Origin of the sequence: Streptomyces sp. NPDC058701 (assembly GCF_042715295.1) — a bacterium.
Classification (GTDB): Bacteria; Actinomycetota; Actinomycetes; order Streptomycetales; family Streptomycetaceae; genus Streptomyces.
The window spans coordinates 109,844-125,415 of the sequence record NZ_JBHXSY010000001.1 but is presented as its reverse complement, the minus strand read 5'-3'; the positions used below and the strand labels follow the sequence as shown (position 1 = coordinate 125,415).

12 protein-coding genes are annotated in these 15,572 nt (G+C 72.3%); 7 read left to right on the top strand and 5 right to left on the bottom strand.

What is annotated here, in order from left to right:
- The first annotated feature begins 90 nt into the window (after positions 1 to 90).
- From uvrB to ACFWW8_RS00575, 4 genes are all read left to right on the top strand, one after another.
- A complete protein-coding gene (gene uvrB / locus ACFWW8_RS00590) occupies positions 91 to 2,244 on the top strand; it encodes an excinuclease ABC subunit UvrB (RefSeq protein WP_386521668.1) in 2,154 nt (717 codons plus the stop codon).
- A gap of 88 nt (positions 2,245 to 2,332) precedes the next feature.
- A complete protein-coding gene (locus ACFWW8_RS00585; protein WP_383915184.1) occupies positions 2,333 to 2,911 on the top strand; it encodes a TerD family protein in 579 nt (192 codons plus the stop codon).
- A 43-nt stretch (positions 2,912 to 2,954) separates the two neighbouring features.
- Positions 2,955 to 4,925 carry a TerD family protein gene (locus ACFWW8_RS00580; protein WP_386521665.1) on the top strand — a complete coding sequence of 657 codons (1,971 nt, stop codon included), beginning with the start codon at positions 2,955 to 2,957 and terminating at the stop codon, positions 4,923 to 4,925.
- A gap of 264 nt (positions 4,926 to 5,189) precedes the next feature.
- Positions 5,190 to 6,179, top strand: a complete 990-nt coding sequence (locus ACFWW8_RS00575; protein WP_386521662.1) for a TerC family protein — start codon at positions 5,190 to 5,192, stop codon at positions 6,177 to 6,179.
- 40 nt (positions 6,180 to 6,219) lie between these two features.
- Here ACFWW8_RS00575 and ACFWW8_RS00570 read toward each other — a convergent pair whose 3' ends face one another.
- The 3 genes from ACFWW8_RS00570 to ACFWW8_RS00560 form a co-directional block, all read right to left on the bottom strand.
- The gene (locus ACFWW8_RS00570; RefSeq protein ID WP_386521659.1) at positions 6,220 to 7,512 is read right to left on the bottom strand and encodes an MFS transporter; all 1,293 of its coding nucleotides are present in this window, start codon (positions 7,510 to 7,512) and stop codon (positions 6,220 to 6,222) included.
- A gap of 226 nt (positions 7,513 to 7,738) precedes the next feature.
- The gene (locus ACFWW8_RS00565) at positions 7,739 to 8,395 is read right to left on the bottom strand and encodes an MBL fold metallo-hydrolase (protein WP_386521656.1); all 657 of its coding nucleotides are present in this window, start codon (positions 8,393 to 8,395) and stop codon (positions 7,739 to 7,741) included.
- 10 nt (positions 8,396 to 8,405) lie between these two features.
- Positions 8,406 to 9,095 (bottom strand): maleylpyruvate isomerase family mycothiol-dependent enzyme, encoded by a 690-nt coding sequence (locus ACFWW8_RS00560; protein ID WP_386521654.1) that lies wholly within the window; start codon positions 9,093 to 9,095, stop codon positions 8,406 to 8,408.
- A 183-nt stretch (positions 9,096 to 9,278) separates the two neighbouring features.
- Between ACFWW8_RS00560 and uvrA the strand changes: the two genes are divergently transcribed.
- Positions 9,279 to 12,281: an excinuclease ABC subunit UvrA gene (gene uvrA, locus ACFWW8_RS00555; RefSeq protein ID WP_386521651.1), complete on the top strand. Its 3,003-nt coding sequence runs from the start codon at positions 9,279 to 9,281 to the stop codon at positions 12,279 to 12,281.
- A gap of 388 nt (positions 12,282 to 12,669) precedes the next feature.
- Here uvrA and ACFWW8_RS00550 read toward each other — a convergent pair whose 3' ends face one another.
- Entirely contained in the window at positions 12,670 to 13,320 is a 651-nt protein-coding gene (locus ACFWW8_RS00550; protein ID WP_386521648.1) for an NAD(P)-dependent oxidoreductase, read from the bottom strand.
- Between the two features lie 68 nt (positions 13,321 to 13,388).
- Here ACFWW8_RS00550 and ACFWW8_RS00545 point away from each other — a divergent pair, with 68 nt between their 5' ends.
- Positions 13,389 to 13,994: a TetR/AcrR family transcriptional regulator gene (locus tag ACFWW8_RS00545; RefSeq protein ID WP_386521645.1), complete on the top strand. Its 606-nt coding sequence runs from the start codon at positions 13,389 to 13,391 to the stop codon at positions 13,992 to 13,994.
- Between the two features lie 4 nt (positions 13,995 to 13,998).
- Here the strand turns inward: ACFWW8_RS00545 and ACFWW8_RS00540 are convergent, their stop codons facing one another.
- A complete protein-coding gene (locus tag ACFWW8_RS00540) occupies positions 13,999 to 14,928 on the bottom strand; it encodes a carbohydrate kinase (protein WP_386521643.1) in 930 nt (309 codons plus the stop codon).
- Between the two features lie 137 nt (positions 14,929 to 15,065).
- Between ACFWW8_RS00540 and ACFWW8_RS00535 the strand changes: the two genes are divergently transcribed.
- A complete protein-coding gene (locus tag ACFWW8_RS00535; protein ID WP_386521641.1) occupies positions 15,066 to 15,497 on the top strand; it encodes a Rieske (2Fe-2S) protein in 432 nt (143 codons plus the stop codon).
- The last annotated feature ends 75 nt before the right edge of the window (positions 15,498 to 15,572 follow it).

The following is a 15,572-nucleotide window of genomic DNA, read 5'->3' as shown; positions in this document are numbered from 1 at the left end:
CCGCAGACCCGTGCAGGCCGGCGGGACCCGCCGGAGGCCGCGGACCCGCGCTTTTGCGTGAGTGTCAGTGGCGGGTCGTACGGTTGACCCATGCGGCCCGTATCGAAGATCGAACGCACGGTGGCGCCTTTCGAGGTCGTCAGCTCCTACCAGCCCAGCGGCGACCAGCCGGCGGCCATCGCCGAGCTGGAGAAGCGCGTCCGCGCGGGTGAGAAGGACGTCGTCCTGCTGGGCGCGACCGGCACCGGCAAGTCGGCGACCACCGCGTGGATGATCGAGAAGCTCCAGCGCCCCACCCTGGTCATGGCGCCGAACAAGACCCTCGCCGCCCAGCTGGCGAACGAGTTCCGCGAGCTCCTGCCGAACAACGCCGTCGAGTACTTCGTCTCGTACTACGACTACTACCAGCCCGAGGCCTACGTACCGCAGTCGGACACCTACATCGAGAAGGACTCCTCGATCAACGAGGAGGTGGAGCGGCTGCGCCACTCCGCGACGAACTCCCTCCTCACCCGGCGCGACGTCATCGTCGTCGCCTCCGTGTCCTGCATCTACGGCCTCGGCACCCCGCAGGAGTACGTCGACCGGATGGTCCCCCTCAAGGTGGGGGAGGAGTTCGACCGCGACCAGCTGCTGCGCCGCTTCGTCGACATCCAGTACACGCGCAACGACGTGGCGTTCACCCGCGGCACCTTCCGGGTGCGCGGCGACACCATCGAGATCTTCCCGGTCTACGAGGAACTGGCCGTCCGGATCGAAATGTTCGGCGACGAGATCGAGGCCCTGTCCACCCTCCACCCGCTGACCGGCGAGGTCATCAGCGAGGACCGGGAGCTGTACGTCTTCCCCGCCAGCCACTACGTCGCCGGCCCCGAGCGCATGGAGAAGGCGGTCCGCGGCATCGAGGCCGAGCTGACCGCGCGCCTCGCCGAGCTGGAGCAGCAGGGCAAGATGCTGGAGGCCCAGCGGCTGCGCATGCGCACCACCTACGACCTCGAGATGATGCGCCAGATCGGGTCCTGCTCCGGCATCGAGAACTACTCGCTGCACATGGACGACCGCGAGCGCGGCTCCGCGCCCAACACCCTCATCGACTACTTCCCCGAGGACTTCCTCCTCGTCATCGACGAGTCGCACGTCACCGTCCCCCAGATCGGCGCGATGTACGAGGGCGACGCCTCGCGCAAGCGGACCCTGGTCGACCACGGGTTCCGGCTGCCCTCCGCGCTCGACAACCGTCCGCTGAAGTGGGAGGAGTTCCAGGAGCGCATCGGCCAGACCGTCTACCTGTCGGCCACGCCCGGCAAGTACGAGCTCTCCCGGGGCGACGGATTCGTCGAGCAGATCATCCGCCCCACCGGCCTCATCGACCCGGAGGTCGTCGTCAAGCCCACCGAGGGCCAGATCGACGACCTGGTGCACGAGATCCGCCAGCGGGTCGAGAAGGACGAACGGGTCCTGGTGACCACCCTCACCAAGAAGATGGCGGAGGACCTCACCGACTACTTCCTCGAGCTCGGCATCCAGGTCCGCTACCTGCACAGCGACGTGGACACCCTGCGTCGCATCGAGCTGCTGCGCGAGCTGCGGGCCGGCGAGTACGACGTCCTGGTCGGCATCAACCTCCTCCGCGAGGGCCTGGACCTGCCGGAGGTCTCCCTGGTGGCGATCCTCGACGCGGACAAGCAGGGATTCCTGCGCTCCGGCACCTCACTGATCCAGACCATCGGTCGCGCGGCGCGCAACGTGTCCGGCCAGGTCCACATGTACGCCGACAGCATCACCCCGGCGATGGCGCAGGCGATCGACGAGACGAACCGGCGCCGCGAGAAGCAGATCGCCTACAACACGGCCCACGGCATCGACCCGCAGCCGCTGCGCAAGAAGATCAACGACATCGTCGCCACCATCGCCCGCGAGGAACTGGACACCGAGGAGCTCCTCGGCACCGGATACCGCCAGGCCAAGGACGTCAAGGGCGCCAAGGCGCCGGTTCCGGCGCTCGGCGGCAAGGCGGACCGGGCCGCGGCGGGCAAGGGGGCGAAGGGCGCCAGGGGGGCCCGCTCCGGCGCGGTGCCCACCGACCGCCCGGCCGCCGAACTGGCCGCGCTCATCGAGCAGATGACCGAGCGGATGCGCGGTGCCGCGGCCGAGCTGCAATTCGAGGTGGCCGCCCGGATCCGCGACGAAGTGGGCGAGCTGAAGAAGGAGCTGAGGCAGATGAAGGAAGCGGGCCTCGCCTGACCCGGACCCTGTCAGTAGGGTTGGTGCACAGCCGCGGGTACACGTTGCACGCCCGATGTCGGGGCGGGCCATGGAGAGGGGACAGCGAGTGACGGTCAACATGACCAAGGGTCAGGCCATCAATCTGCAGAAGGCGGACGGGGGCACGCTGACCGCGGTCCGGATGGGCCTCGGCTGGCAGGCGGCGAAGCGCCGCGGGCTGTTCGGTTCGCGGACCCGGGAGATCGACCTGGACGCGTCGGCGGTGCTCTTCGCCGACAAGCAGCCGGTGGACGTCGTCTTCTTCCGGCACCTGCAGAGCGACGACGGCTCGGTCCGGCACACCGGCGACAACCTCGTCGGCGGCGCCGGCCAGGGCGGGGACGACGAGTCGATCCTCGTCGACCTGCAGCGCGTGCCGGTGCACATCGACCAGATCGTCTTCACGGTGAACTCGTTCACCGGTCAGACCTTCCAGGAGGTGCAGAACGCGTTCTGCCGCATCGTCGACGAGACCAACGGCCAGGAGATGGCGCGGTACACCCTCGACGGCGGTGGCCAGTACACCGCGCAGATCATGGCGAAGGTGTCCCGCGTCGGCACCGGCTGGCAGATGACGGCCCTCGGGAACCCGGCCAACGGCCGCACCTTCCAGGACCTCATGCCGTCGATCCTGCCGCACCTGTAGCACGACCGGACAAGAGAAGAAGGCACGGGGGAGGGGCTGCACGATGACGGCCGAACTGGTCCGGGGGCAGAACCACCCCGTGTCCCACAGCCGGGTGGAGATCAGGGTCTCGGCGGGCACAGCCGTGCTCGCCCTGGCCTCGCTCGCCGACGAAGGGGGCCGTTTCTCCGGCCCCGAGGCACTGGCGCACCCGGGCGCCCCGACCCTCCCCGGTGTCCGCTCACCGGAGGAGTCCGCCGAGCGGCACGCCTTCCCCGTCGACCTCGACGCCGTTCCCGCGGCCGTCCACACGGTCGGCGTGGTGCTGGTGCTGCCGCCCGGCGGGCCGGCGCGCTTCGGCGCGGTACCGGCCTCCTACGTGGCCGTGGCCGACCCGGAGGGCGCCGAGCTCGTGGGGTACACCCTGACGGGGCTCGACGGAGAGACCGCCGTGGTGGCGCTGGAGCTCTACCGGCGCCACGGCGCCTGGAAGGTCCGCGCGGTCGGCCAGGGGTACGCCGAGGGCCTGCGCGCCCTGCTGGCCGACGGCGGGCTCCCGGCGCAGGAGGCCGCCGAGCTGGCCGCCGCCGCGCTGCGGACGGTCTCGCGGAGCGGCGGGAGTGACGCCGCGCTCGCCACCATGCCGACCCTCGTCGGCGACATCCGTGCCCCGCGGACCCCCGACGAGGCCCCCGCGGCCGCCCCCGAGCCGCCGGACCCGCTCCCCGTCCCCCCGACCCCGTACGCCGGTATGCCGGGCCCCGCGCCCGCCGGTGACGCCGCACCGCCGACGATCGGCGGCGGCACCCTCAGCTACGTGCACCCGCGCCGCCGCCCGAGCAGCACCGAGCCGCCCGAGCCGGCCCCTCGGGCCGCCGCGCCGGCCGAGCCCGGCCAGCCCCCGCGGCCCGTGGCGGGGGACGCCGGCGGCTGGTCCATGGAGGAGCGGCTGTACAACCAGGTGTGGGGCATGTTCGAGGACCTGGCCCGCTCCGTCGCCGCCTACCGCAGCGCCGTGGAATTCGCCGATTCCCGGATGGACCGCGAGCTCGACGACGCCCTGTCCGACCCGCGCCACCGCCTCGGCGGCTCCGGCAACTCCGCCCGGGACACCGCGCGGGCCCGCCGCGACGACCTCGTCGCCCAGGCCCGGGCCGTGCTCGACCGTGACCTCGTCCAGCTGGTCGCCGAATGCGAGGTCGTCGAGCCCGCGCTGCCCGCCGCGTACGCCCGCTGGGACAACCCCGTCTGGCACGGCCACCGCATCCCCGAGGAGAACCCGCTGGCCCTGCGCCTGGGCGAGCTGCACCTCCCCGAGCGGCCCGACCTGCGCATCCCCATGCTGGCCCGGGTCCCCCTGGAACGCGGACTGTGGATCGACAACGGCCGCACCGGCTCCGAGGCCGCGATGGCCATGGACACCGACCGGTTGCGCCGGGCCGCCATGGACATGGCCGTCGCCCTCGCGGCGCGGCTGCTCGCCGTCCACCCCGGCGACCGGTTCTCCGTCCACGTCATCGACGCGGCCGGGGCGGGTGCCGCCTCGTTGGCGCCCCTCGTCCGGGCCGGCGTGCTGGCCGGACCGCCCGCGGCCGGGGCCGCCGGGGTCACGCAGACCCTGGCCGCGCTGACCCGGCGCGTGGACCTCGTACAGATGGCGCTGCGGGCCGGTGCCCCCGAAGACCTGCCCGCGGACGTGGACACCGCCGATCAGCTCCTGATCGTGCACGACTTCCCGCACGGGTTCGACGACCGTGCGGTCACCCGTCTGCGCTACCTCGCCGACGAGGGGCCGGCGGTCGGCGTGCACCTGCTGATGGTCGCGGACCGTGACGAGGCCTCGGCCTACGGGCCGCTGCTGGATCCGCTGTGGCGGTCGCTGATGCGGCTGTCCCCGGTGCCGGACGACCACCTCGCCGACCCCTGGGTACGACACGCCTGGACCTTCGAGGCGGACCTGCCCCCGCAGGGCAGCCAGGTACTCGACCAGGCACTGAGGCTGATCGCGGAGGCCCGCCGCGGCGGCCGTCCCTGAGCGGGGACGACCCGCGGCGGCCGCCGCCTAGACCGCCCCATGACCGATTCTTGGTAGTCCCTTTACCTTTCCAGGCCCGGGCGGGTACCCTGGTGAGCGCGGAGGGGAGTATTCCTGCTTTCCTGCTACGGCGTGCCCGTCAATACGGACTGCAATCGGTCCCGGGGCGTCGGCCCACGGCCTCCAGGCCGCCCGGGTGGAAGAGACCTCCGGCAGCGATGACGCTGACGAAGTCCTGAGCCATCCGCCGGAGGCGCGTTCACCATGGAAGTTTCCTGGGCCCTGTGGGCACTGACCATTCTCGGTCTGTCCGTTCTCATCGGAGCCGATTTCTTCATCGGCCGCAAACCGCACGACGTATCCATCAAGGAAGCCGGCATCTGGACGGTCGTCTGGATCGTCCTCGCCGTGATCTTCGGCCTCGGCCTGTGGTTCTTCGGCAACGGACAGGCGTCCCAGGAGTTCTTCGCGGGCTTCATCACCGAGAAGTCCCTGAGCGTCGACAACCTGTTCGTCTTCGTCCTGATCATGGCGAAGTTCGCGGTCCCCTCACACCTCCAGCAGCGGGTGCTGCTCATCGGCGTGCTGATCGCCCTGGTCCTGCGCGCCATCTTCATCGCCGCGGGCGCCGCGATCATCGCCAGCTTCTCGTGGGTCTTCTACATCTTCGGCGCGTTCCTGATCTACACCGCGTGGAAGCTGATCCAGGAGGCCCGCAAGGACGAGGACGACGAGGAGTTCGAGGAGAACCGCCTCCTCAAGTCCGTCGAGAAGAAGTTCGGCGTCGCCGACCGGTACCACGGCACCAAGCTCTTCATCCAGAGCAACGGCAAGCGCGTCCTGACCCCGCTCATGGTCGTCATGCTCGCCATCGGCACCACCGACGTGCTGTTCGCCCTGGACTCGATCCCCGCGATCTTCGGCCTCACCCAGGACCCGTACATCGTCTTCACCGCCAACGCCTTCGCCCTCATGGGCCTGCGCCAGCTGTACTTCCTCATCGGCGGCCTGCTGAAGAAGCTGGTCCACCTGAGCTACGGCCTGTCGATCATCCTCGGGTTCATCGGCGTCAAGCTGGTGCTGCACGCCCTGCACGAGTCCGGGGTGCACGTACCGGTGATCTCCATCCCGGTCTCGCTCGGCGTGATCTGCGGTGTCCTGGTCATCACCACGATCACCAGTCTGATCGCCTCGAAGAAGCAGGCGGCGGCCGAGGCCGCCGCCCACCAGGAGGACAGGAGCGTCGACGCGTAACGGCGGACGCACGGAGTTCGGCGGCCGTCTTCCCGCAGGCCTATGCGGGGGCGGCCGCTTCGGCTGTCCCCGTCCGGGTCCGCAGCACCACCGGGTTCGTCTCCGGCAGGAGCGCGAAGCAGACCAGGCTGACCAGGGCCACGCCGGTCAGGTAGACCGCGACCGCCCAGGGAGGTCCGGAGCCGCCCGCGAGCGCCGTCGCCACTATCGGCGTCAGGGCGCCGCCCAGCACGCCGCCGAGGTTGTAGCCGACGGCCGCGCCGGTGCAGCGGATCCGCGGCGCGTACAGCTCCGGGAGGTACGCGCCCGCCACCGAGAACATCGTCACCATGCCCAGCAGGCCCACGGCGAAGCCCACCGTCATCAGCAGCGGGTCACCCGTGCGCAACAGCGCCACCAGCGGGAACATCCACACCACGCAGACCGTGCAGCCGATCAGGCACAGCGGCCTGCGGCCGTAGCGGTCGCCCAGCATGCCCAGCACCGGCGTCGCCAGCCCCTTCAGCGTCACGGCGGCCATGATGCAGGCCAGCATCGTCGTGCGGCCCACGTCGAGGTGCTCGGTGGCGTACGCGAGGGACCAGGTGGTCACCGCGTAGAAGACGGCGTACGCCGCGGCGAGCGCACCGCCCGTCAGCAGGAGCAGCCGCCAGTGCCCGCGCACGACCTCGGCGAGCGGGGCCTGCGCCCGGCGGCCGGTTTCGGCCATGGCGAGGAACTCGGGAGTCTCCTCCACCGCGCGGCGCAGCCACAGCCCGGCCAGCGCCAGCACTCCGGCGGCCCAGAACGGCACCCGCCAGCCCCAGGACGTGAACTGGGCGTCGGTCAGGGTGGCCGACAGCGCCAGGATGATGCCGTTGGCCAGCAGGAAGCCGACCGAGGGCCCGATCTGGGGGAAGCTCGACCACAGGCCGCGCCGCCGCTCGGGGGAGTGTTCGGCGGTCAGCAGCACCGCGCCGCCCCACTCGCCGCCGAGCCCGAGGCCCTGGAGGAAGCGGAGCACGAGCAGCAGGAGGGGCGCGGCGATGCCGATCGAGTCGTACGCCGGCACGCAGCCGACGGCGACCGTGGCGACGCCGGTGAGCAGCAGGGAGCCCAGGAGCACCGGGCGCCTGCCGTAGCGGTCGCCGATGTGGCCGAAGACCGCCGATCCCAGCGGTCGGGCGAGGAAGCCGACGCCGAAGGTGCCGAAGGCGGCGAGGGTCCCGGCGAGGGGCGAGAAGGACGGGAAGAAGAGCGGGCCCAGGACGAGGGCGGCGGCCGTCCCGTAGACGAAGAAGTCGTAGAACTCGATGGCGGTTCCGGCCAGTGAGGCCGTGGCGAGCCGCAGCATGCCGGGCCGGCGTCCGGCGCGTCTGAAGCGTCCGGTGCCGGGTGGCGGTGGGGCCCCGGGAGCCGGCGCGGCCTGGGTGGGCCGCGCGGTGGAGGCGGGGGGCGAGGGCGGGGAAGGGTCCTGTTGCATGGTGCAGCAGATACCGCCTCCCCGTCCCCCAGGGAGTGCTTTCGGTCAGGCGCGACCGGAACGAGTCGATCGCGTACCGAAGTTGACGGAATCCGGCCTACCAGCCGCGCTCGCGCCATGCGGCGAGGTGCGGCCGCTCGGCGCCGATCGTGGTGTCGTTGCCGTGCCCCGGGTAGACCCACGCCTCGTCCGGCAGCTGCTCGAAGAGCTTGTGCTGGACGTCGTCGATGAGGCGCGCGAAGGCCTTCGCGTCGCCCCCGGTGTTGCCGACGCCGCCCGGGAAGAGGCAATCGCCGGTGAACACGTGGGGGTGCCCGTGCGGGTCGTCGTAGACCAGCGCGATCGAGCCCGGCGTGTGGCCGACGAGGTGGCGCGCCGTGAGCCCCACCCGGCCGACGCGCACGGTGTCGCCGTCCGCGACGCGCACGTCGGTCGCCACCGGGATGCCCTCGGCGTCGTCCTCGCCCGCGTACGTCCGCGCACCGGTCGCCGCGACGACCGCCTGGAGCGCGCCCCAGTGGTCGCCGTGGCGGTGGGTGGTGACGACGGACGCGATGCCGTCGTCGCCGATCAGGCTGAGCAGCGTGTCCGCCTCGGCGGCCGCGTCGATCAGGAGCTGCTCGCCGGTGGCCCGGCAGCGCAGCAGGTAGGCGTTGTTGTTCATCTCGCCCACCGCAACCTTGGAAATCATCAGGTCCGCGAGTTCGTGCACGTCGGCAGGACCGCCGACCTTGACCGCTCCGCTGTACGTCATGACGGCAATCCTAGAGCGGGGGGAGCGCGGGCAGGGGCCCGCCCGCCGTCGTCAGCGAGGCGCCCTTGTCCCCGCGCCCGGCCAGCCAGGCCAGGAGGGCGGCGGGGGTGCCCGACACGGTGACCGCCGGATCGCCGGCGGAGCCGGTGCGCCAGGTGCGTCCGCCGGCTGCGGCCAGCGTCGTGGGGGGCACCTCGGGGCGGCCGGACCATCGGTCGGCGAGGAAGGTGATCTCGCGGTCGGTGAACTCCTCCGGGAGGTCGGCGAGCTCGTACCCGACGGCCAGGTCGACGTGGTGCAGCTCGACCTCGACGAGGCGGCGGAAGGGCACGTTGGCTGCGACGTCGGTCACACCGTTGCGCAGTTCGACCGTGCGGGACCAGTCCTGCCCGGGCTCCGCGGTGGCCAGGAAGGCGGCCCCGGAATCACGGAGGTCCGCCAGGTGTTCTTCCAGGAGCCGACCGGAATCCCGCTCGATGTCCGCGTCGCGCGCGGTGGCGCTCTCGTACATCGGGCGTCCCTCCAGGACGTTCACCAGGGCGTCGGCGTTCCGCGCGAGATGGGCGAGGACGTGACCGCGGGTCCAGCCGGGGAGGTGTGACTCCTCGGCCAGGGCGGCGTTGTCCAGCTTGGCGACGGCGGTCAGCAGCCGGTCCGTCGCCTCACGCACGGATCGCAGGTCGTGCACATGATCAGTCATGACGGCGAGCCTAGTGGCCGCGGACCCGCGGCCACACGATCGGGTGAAGCGGTCTCCGGAGTGCCGTAAATCGAATGTGCGTGCTATACGCTCGGAAGTCCAGCCCGACTCCATCGCAGAGGCGCCCCCCATACCCTGGGACGGGGGCCCGTCCCCGCTCTCTCAAGAAAGGTGCGGACCGGCGTGACCGACCGTCTCATCGTTCGTGGCGCTCGCGAGCACAACCTCAAGAATGTCTCGCTCGACCTGCCCCGCGACTCGCTCATCGTCTTCACCGGACTCTCCGGGTCGGGCAAGTCCTCCCTGGCCTTCGACACGATCTTCGCCGAGGGTCAGCGCCGCTACGTCGAGTCGCTCTCGTCGTACGCCCGCCAGTTCCTCGGGCAGATGGACAAGCCCGACGTCGACTTCATCGAGGGCCTCTCCCCGGCCGTCTCGATCGACCAGAAGTCGACCTCGCGCAACCCGCGCTCCACCGTGGGCACCATCACCGAGGTCTACGACTACCTCCGGCTCCTCTTCGCGCGCATCGGCAAGCCGCACTGTCCCGAGTGCCGGCGGCCGATCTCGCGCCAGTCGCCGCAGGCGATCGTCGACAAGGTGCTCGCCCTTCCCGAGGGCAGCCGCTTCCAGGTGCTCTCGCCCCTGGTGCGCGAGCGCAAGGGCGAGTTCGTCGACCTCTTCGCCGACCTCCAGACCAAGGGCTACAGCCGGGCGCGGGTGGACGGGGAGACCATCCAGCTCTCGGAGCCGCCCGTGCTCAAGAAGCAGGAGAAGCACACCATCGAGGTGGTCATCGACCGCCTCACCGTCAAGGACAGCGCCAAGCGCCGGCTGACGGACTCGGTGGAGACCGCCCTCGGCCTCTCCGGCGGCATGGTCATCCTGGACTTCGTCGACCTCGCCGAGGACGACCCCGAGCGCGAGCGGATGTACTCCGAGCACCTCTACTGCCCGTACGACGACCTGTCCTTCGAGGAGTTGGAGCCCCGCTCCTTCTCCTTCAACTCGCCCTTCGGAGCCTGCCCCGAGTGCACCGGCATCGGTACGCGCATGGAGGTGGACCCGGAGCTGATCGTCCCCGACGAGGACAAGTCCCTCGACGAGGGTGCCGTCTCGCCGTGGTCGCTCGGCCACACCAGGGACTACTTCCAGCGGCTGGTCGGCGCGCTCGCCACCGAGCTGGGCTTCCGCACGGACATCGCGTGGGCCGGACTCCCGCTGCGCGCGAAGAAGGCCCTGCTGTACGGGCACAAGACGCAGATCGAGGTCCGCTACCGCAACCGGTACGGCCGGGAGCGGGCGTACACGACGGCCTTCGAGGGCGCCGTGCCGTTCGTGAAGCGGCGGCACTCGGAGTCGGAGAGCGACGCGAGCCGCGAGCGCTTCGAGGGCTACATGCGCGAGGTGCCCTGCCCGACCTGTGACGGCACGCGCCTCAAGCCGATCGTCCTGGCGGTCACGGTCATGGAGAAGTCCATCGCCGAGGTCGCGGCCATGTCGATCAGCGAGTGCGCGGACTTCCTCGGCCGGATGAAGCTCGACGCCCGCGACAAGAAGATCGCCGAGCGGGTCCTCAAGGAGGTCAACGAGCGGCTCCGCTTCCTCGTGGACGTCGGCCTGGACTACCTGTCGCTCAACCGCGCCGCGGGCACCCTCTCGGGCGGCGAGGCCCAGCGCATCCGGCTCGCCACGCAGATCGGCTCCGGTCTGGTCGGCGTGCTGTACGTACTGGACGAGCCCTCGATCGGCCTGCACCAGCGGGACAACCACCGGCTGATCGAGACGCTGGTGCGGCTGCGCGACATGGGCAACACGCTCATCGTCGTCGAGCACGACGAGGACACCATCAAGGTCGCCGACTGGGTCGTCGACATCGGCCCGGGCGCGGGCGAGCACGGCGGCAAGGTGGTGCACAGCGGTTCGCTGAAGGACCTGCTGAAGAACTCCGAGTCGATCACCGGGCAGTACCTGTCCGGCAAGCGGGCCATCCCGCTGCCGGACGTGCGCCGACCCGTGAACGGGGAGCGCAGGCTGACCGTCCACGGCGCCAAGGAGAACAACCTGCGGGACATCGACGTGTCCTTCCCGCTGGGCGTGCTCACCGCGGTCACCGGCGTCTCCGGATCGGGCAAGTCGACGCTGGTCAACGACATCCTGTACACGCATCTGGCCCGGGAGCTGAACGGCGCACGCTCGGTGCCCGGACGCCACACGCGGGTCGAGGGCGACGACCTCGTCGACAAGGTCGTCCACGTCGACCAGTCGCCGATCGGCCGGACCCCGCGGTCCAACCCGGCAACGTACACCGGCGTCTTCGACCACGTGCGCAGGCTGTTCGCGGAGACGATGGAGGCGAAGGTGCGCGGCTACCTGCCGGGCCGCTTCTCCTTCAACGTCAAGGGCGGCCGGTGCGAGAACTGCTCCGGCGACGGCACGATCAAGATCGAGATGAACTTCCTCCCGGACGTCTACGTCCCCTGTGAGGTCTGCCACGGCGACCGGTACAACCGGGAGACGCTGGAGGTCCACTACAAGGGCAAGTCCATCGCGGAAGTCCTCAACATGCCGATCGAGGAGGCGCTGGGCTTCTTCGAGGCGGTGCCGACGATCGCGCGCCACCTGAAGACGCTGAACGAGGTCGGCCTCGGGTACGTCCGGCTCGGCCAGTCCGCGCCGACCCTGTCGGGCGGCGAGGCACAGCGCGTCAAGCTGGCCTCGGAGCTGCAGAAGCGGTCGACGGGCCGGACGGTGTACGTGCTCGACGAGCCGACGACGGGCCTGCACTTCGAGGACATCTCGAAACTGATCAAGGTGCTGTCGGGGCTGGTGGACAAGGGGAACTCGGTGATCGTCATCGAGCACAACCTCGACGTCATCAAGACGGCGGACTGGGTCATCGACATGGGCCCGGAAGGCGGTTACGGCGGCGGGGTGGTCGTGGCCGAGGGAACCCCGGAGCAGGTCGCCTCGGTGGGCGCGAGCCACACCGGCAAGTTCCTGCGGGACATCCTGGGGGCGGACCGGGTGTCCGACGCCGCGGCGCCTCCGGCGAGGGCGGCGGTGAAGAAGGCCCCGGCGGGGAAGACCGCCGCCAAGAAGGCCGCGGTGCCGCCGAAGAAGGCGGCCGTGAAGAAGGCGGCGGTGCCGGCGAAGAAGACGGCGACGCGGGCGCGCAAGGCGTGACCGGGGCGCTGCGCCGGGCCTGAGCGGCCGCGCGGGTCGCTTCGGGCGGCCCGGTGGTGCACGAACGGAGGGGCCCGGCCTGACGGCCGGGCCCCTCCGCCGTCGGCGCCGGGTCCGGTGGCGCGGGCCCGGTAGGGACGGGCGCCGTCGGGCGGGTGCCGGCCGGGGGGTTCCTGCCGGAAGGTGTCGTCCGGCCGGGCGGCCGGGCGTGCGTCCGTGGGGAGTGCCGTCCGGGGGCGGAGCCGCCGTGTGCACGTAGAGGCTGGGGCCCGGCGCCCGGCAGGGGTCGGGGCGCGTGCCGTCCAGCGGTGCCGTTCGGCCCGGCACGCCCGAGGATGCCGTCCGGGGCGCCGGGGTGGGGGCGCCCCGGGGTGGAGGGGGGTCGGGGTCAGGTGGCGATGCCCAGGGGGCGGCGGGAAGTCGCGGGGTCCGTCAGCGTCGCCAGCAGTGCGTGGGCCACGTCCGCGCGGGGGATGACGCGGCCGGCCGGGACGTTGCCGCCGATCACGCGGCGGTACGTGCCGGTGCCGGGGCGGTCCAGCAGCCGCGGCGGGCGGACCACCGTCCACTCGGTGGGGCTGGCCGCGACCGCCGCCTCCATGACCGCCAGGTCCGCGTACAGGTCCCGCAGGGCCCGCCGCAGGACCGGCAGGAGCACCGCCCGGGTGAAGAAGCCGTCGCCCGGCGCGTCCGGGCCCAGCGGGGCCGCGCTGACCACCGAGAGGCGGCTCACGCCCGCGCGGTCCATCGCCGCGAGGACGGCCCGTACGGCGGGCCCGGTCACCGGCGCCGCCTTGGCCTGCCTGTTGCTCCCCGCGCCGAGCGCCGACACCACCGCGTCCCGGCCGGCCAGGACCGGTACCAGCGCGTCCTCGTCCGTCAGGTCGGGCACCACGGCCACCTCCAGCCGCTCGTGCGCCGGCACCCCCAGCCGAGCCGCGTCGCGGACGACCGCCGTCACCTCGTGACCCGCGGTCAAGGCCTGGACGACCACCTCCCGGCCGACTCCGCCCGTCGCTCCGAACACCGTGATCCTCATGCCTGGCTCCCGCCCCAGTAGAGGTGGGTGAGTGTTTACTCACCCCCGCTTCTGCTTAGGGTGATCGCATGCTCACCCCGAAGTCAAGCCGCCCCACCCCCGAGCGCCTGCTCGACGCCGCCGACACGCTGATGCGCACGAGCGGCCTCGCCAACGCCACCACCAAGGCCATCGCCCGCGAGGCCGGCTGCTCGGAGGCGGCGCTGTACAAGCACTTCGCGAACAAGGAGGAGCTGTTCGTCCGGGTGCTGATGGAGCGCACGCCCAACGCCGGCCCACTGATGGACGCCCTGCGCGCCGGGTCCGGAGGGCCGGGGGTCGAGGAGGTGCTCGCGGACATCGCCCGGCTCGCCTCGCTCTTCTACGCCGACGCCATGCCCATGGCCGCCTCGCTCTTCGCCGCGCCCGCCCTGCTCAGCCGGCACCGCGAAGGGGTGCGGCAGATCGGTGCCGGGCCCCACCTGGTCCTGGAGGCACTCGCCGGCCGGCTACGGCGGGAGCGCGACGCGGGATGGCTGCGGCCCGACGCCGACCCGGACGCCGCGGCCGCCCTGCTGCTCGGCGCCTGCTTCCAGCGCGCCTTCTTCCTGCACTTCTCAGGTGCGGACGTGGTCGCGCCGGTCGAGGAGTTCGCCCCCGCCGTGGCCCGGACCGTCTGGGCCGCGCTGCGCTGAGGCGTCAGAGCTCGGCCGCGTAGGGCGGCTCGGCTCCCGCCCGGGTACAGGTCAGGGCGGCCGCGTGCGCGGCGTACGCCAGGACGTCCGGCCAGTCGACCGGGTCGCCCCGATCCCCCGGGCGGTCCGGAGAGGCCGCCGAGGCCAGGGAGGCGGCCGCGCCCGGAGCGCCCGCGAGGCGGTGCAGCAGGGCCGCGTTGACGGTGTCACCCGCCCCGATGGTGTCCGCGACGGCGATCCGGCGCCCGGGGACCGAGTGCTCCGCGCCGGCCCGCGTCCAGACGGTCAGGCCCGCCGCGCCCCTGGTCAGTACCACCGCCGACGGCCCCGCCGCCAGCCAGTCGCCGACGCCGCCGCCCAGCCAGGCCGCGTCCTCTTCCGACAGCTTGAGCACCGAGGTGTACGGCAGCAGCCGCTCCCGGAACCGCGCCCGGTACCCCGCCGGGTCCGCGATCAGCGCCGGCCTGATGTTGGGGTCCAGCAGGGTCAGCAGCCCCCGCCGCGACTCCCGGCGCAGCAGGGCCTCGTACGCGCTCGCCCCGGGCTCCAGGACCAGGGAACAGGTACCGAGCGCGAGGGCCCGTGCGCCGTCCGGGAGGGCGGGCGGCAGGGCGAACAGCCGGTCCGCGGTGCCTTCGACGTAGAAGCCGTACGAGGCCGAGCCGTCGGGGGCCAGCGAGGGCACGGCGAGGGTGGTCGGCTCCGGCCCCCGCTGCACCAGCGAGAGGTCCACCCCGGCCGCCCGCAGCCCGGACAGCAGGCCCTCGCCGAAGCCGTCGGTCGACACCCGGGAGCAGAAGGCGGTCGCGGCGCCGAGCCGCCCCAGCGCGAGCGCGGTGTTGTACGGGCCGCCGCCCGGCCTCGGCAGCAGCGCGCCCGGCGGCTGCGCCGCGGGGACCAGGTCGATGAGGGCTTCTCCGCCGACGACGATCACGCGGGGGAAGGTATCCCATCGCCGCCGGTATCGTCGGGTGGGCCGGCGCTCCGGCCGGGTCCCCGGCCGCACCGGGCACCGCCCACGAACCCTCCGGCCCCACGAACCCTCCGGCCCCGCACCACCAGGAGAACCGCATGCCCGCGCCGCTGCCCGCCGCCCGCCGCACCGTCCTGAAGGGCGCCGCCGCGCTCGTCGGGGCAGCCGGTGCCGGGCCGACCCTCGCGGCCTGCTCGACCGCGACCAACAGCGGGGGCAACACCCCCGCGACGCCGACGGCCCCGGTGGACCTCGGCGCCGCGGCCGACGTCCCGGTGGGCGGCGCGAAGCTGTACCGGGAGCGGAAGCTGATCGTGAGCTGCCCGGCGGAGGGCCGCTACGTGGCGTTCAGCGCCCAGTGCACCCACGCGGGCTGCGTCCTGGACAAGATCGTCGAGGGCGAGGGCAACTGCCCCTGCCACGGCAGCCGCTTCGACGTGGAGACCGGCGCGGTCCTGCGCGGCCCCGCCACCGAGCCGCTGCCCGCCGTACCGGTGCGGGCGGAGAACGGCACGCTGATCGCGGGCTGACGATCGTTCCCCGGCCTGACCGGCCTGACCGGCCTGACCGGCCTGACCGGCCTGACCGGCCTGACCGGCCTGACC

Excerpts from the sequence above, each read along its gene's own strand:
- ACFWW8_RS00545 (WP_386521645.1), top strand. The coding sequence starts at position 13,389 with ATGCTCACCCCGAAGTCAAGCCGCCCCACCCCCGAGCGCCTGCTCGAC.
- ACFWW8_RS00575 (WP_386521662.1), top strand. The coding sequence starts at position 5,190 with ATGGAAGTTTCCTGGGCCCTGTGGGCACTGACCATTCTCGGTCTGTCC.
- ACFWW8_RS00560 (WP_386521654.1), bottom strand. The coding sequence starts at position 9,095 with ATGACTGATCATGTGCACGACCTGCGATCCGTGCGTGAGGCGACGGAC.
- ACFWW8_RS00580 (WP_386521665.1), top strand. The coding sequence starts at position 2,955 with ATGACGGCCGAACTGGTCCGGGGGCAGAACCACCCCGTGTCCCACAGC.
- uvrB (WP_386521668.1), top strand. The coding sequence starts at position 91 with ATGCGGCCCGTATCGAAGATCGAACGCACGGTGGCGCCTTTCGAGGTC.
- ACFWW8_RS00570 (WP_386521659.1), bottom strand. The coding sequence starts at position 7,512 with ATGCTGCGGCTCGCCACGGCCTCACTGGCCGGAACCGCCATCGAGTTC.
- ACFWW8_RS00535 (WP_386521641.1), top strand. The coding sequence starts at position 15,066 with ATGCCCGCGCCGCTGCCCGCCGCCCGCCGCACCGTCCTGAAGGGCGCC.
- ACFWW8_RS00550 (WP_386521648.1), bottom strand. The coding sequence starts at position 13,320 with ATGAGGATCACGGTGTTCGGAGCGACGGGCGGAGTCGGCCGGGAGGTG.
- ACFWW8_RS00565 (WP_386521656.1), bottom strand. The coding sequence starts at position 8,395 with ATGACGTACAGCGGAGCGGTCAAGGTCGGCGGTCCTGCCGACGTGCAC.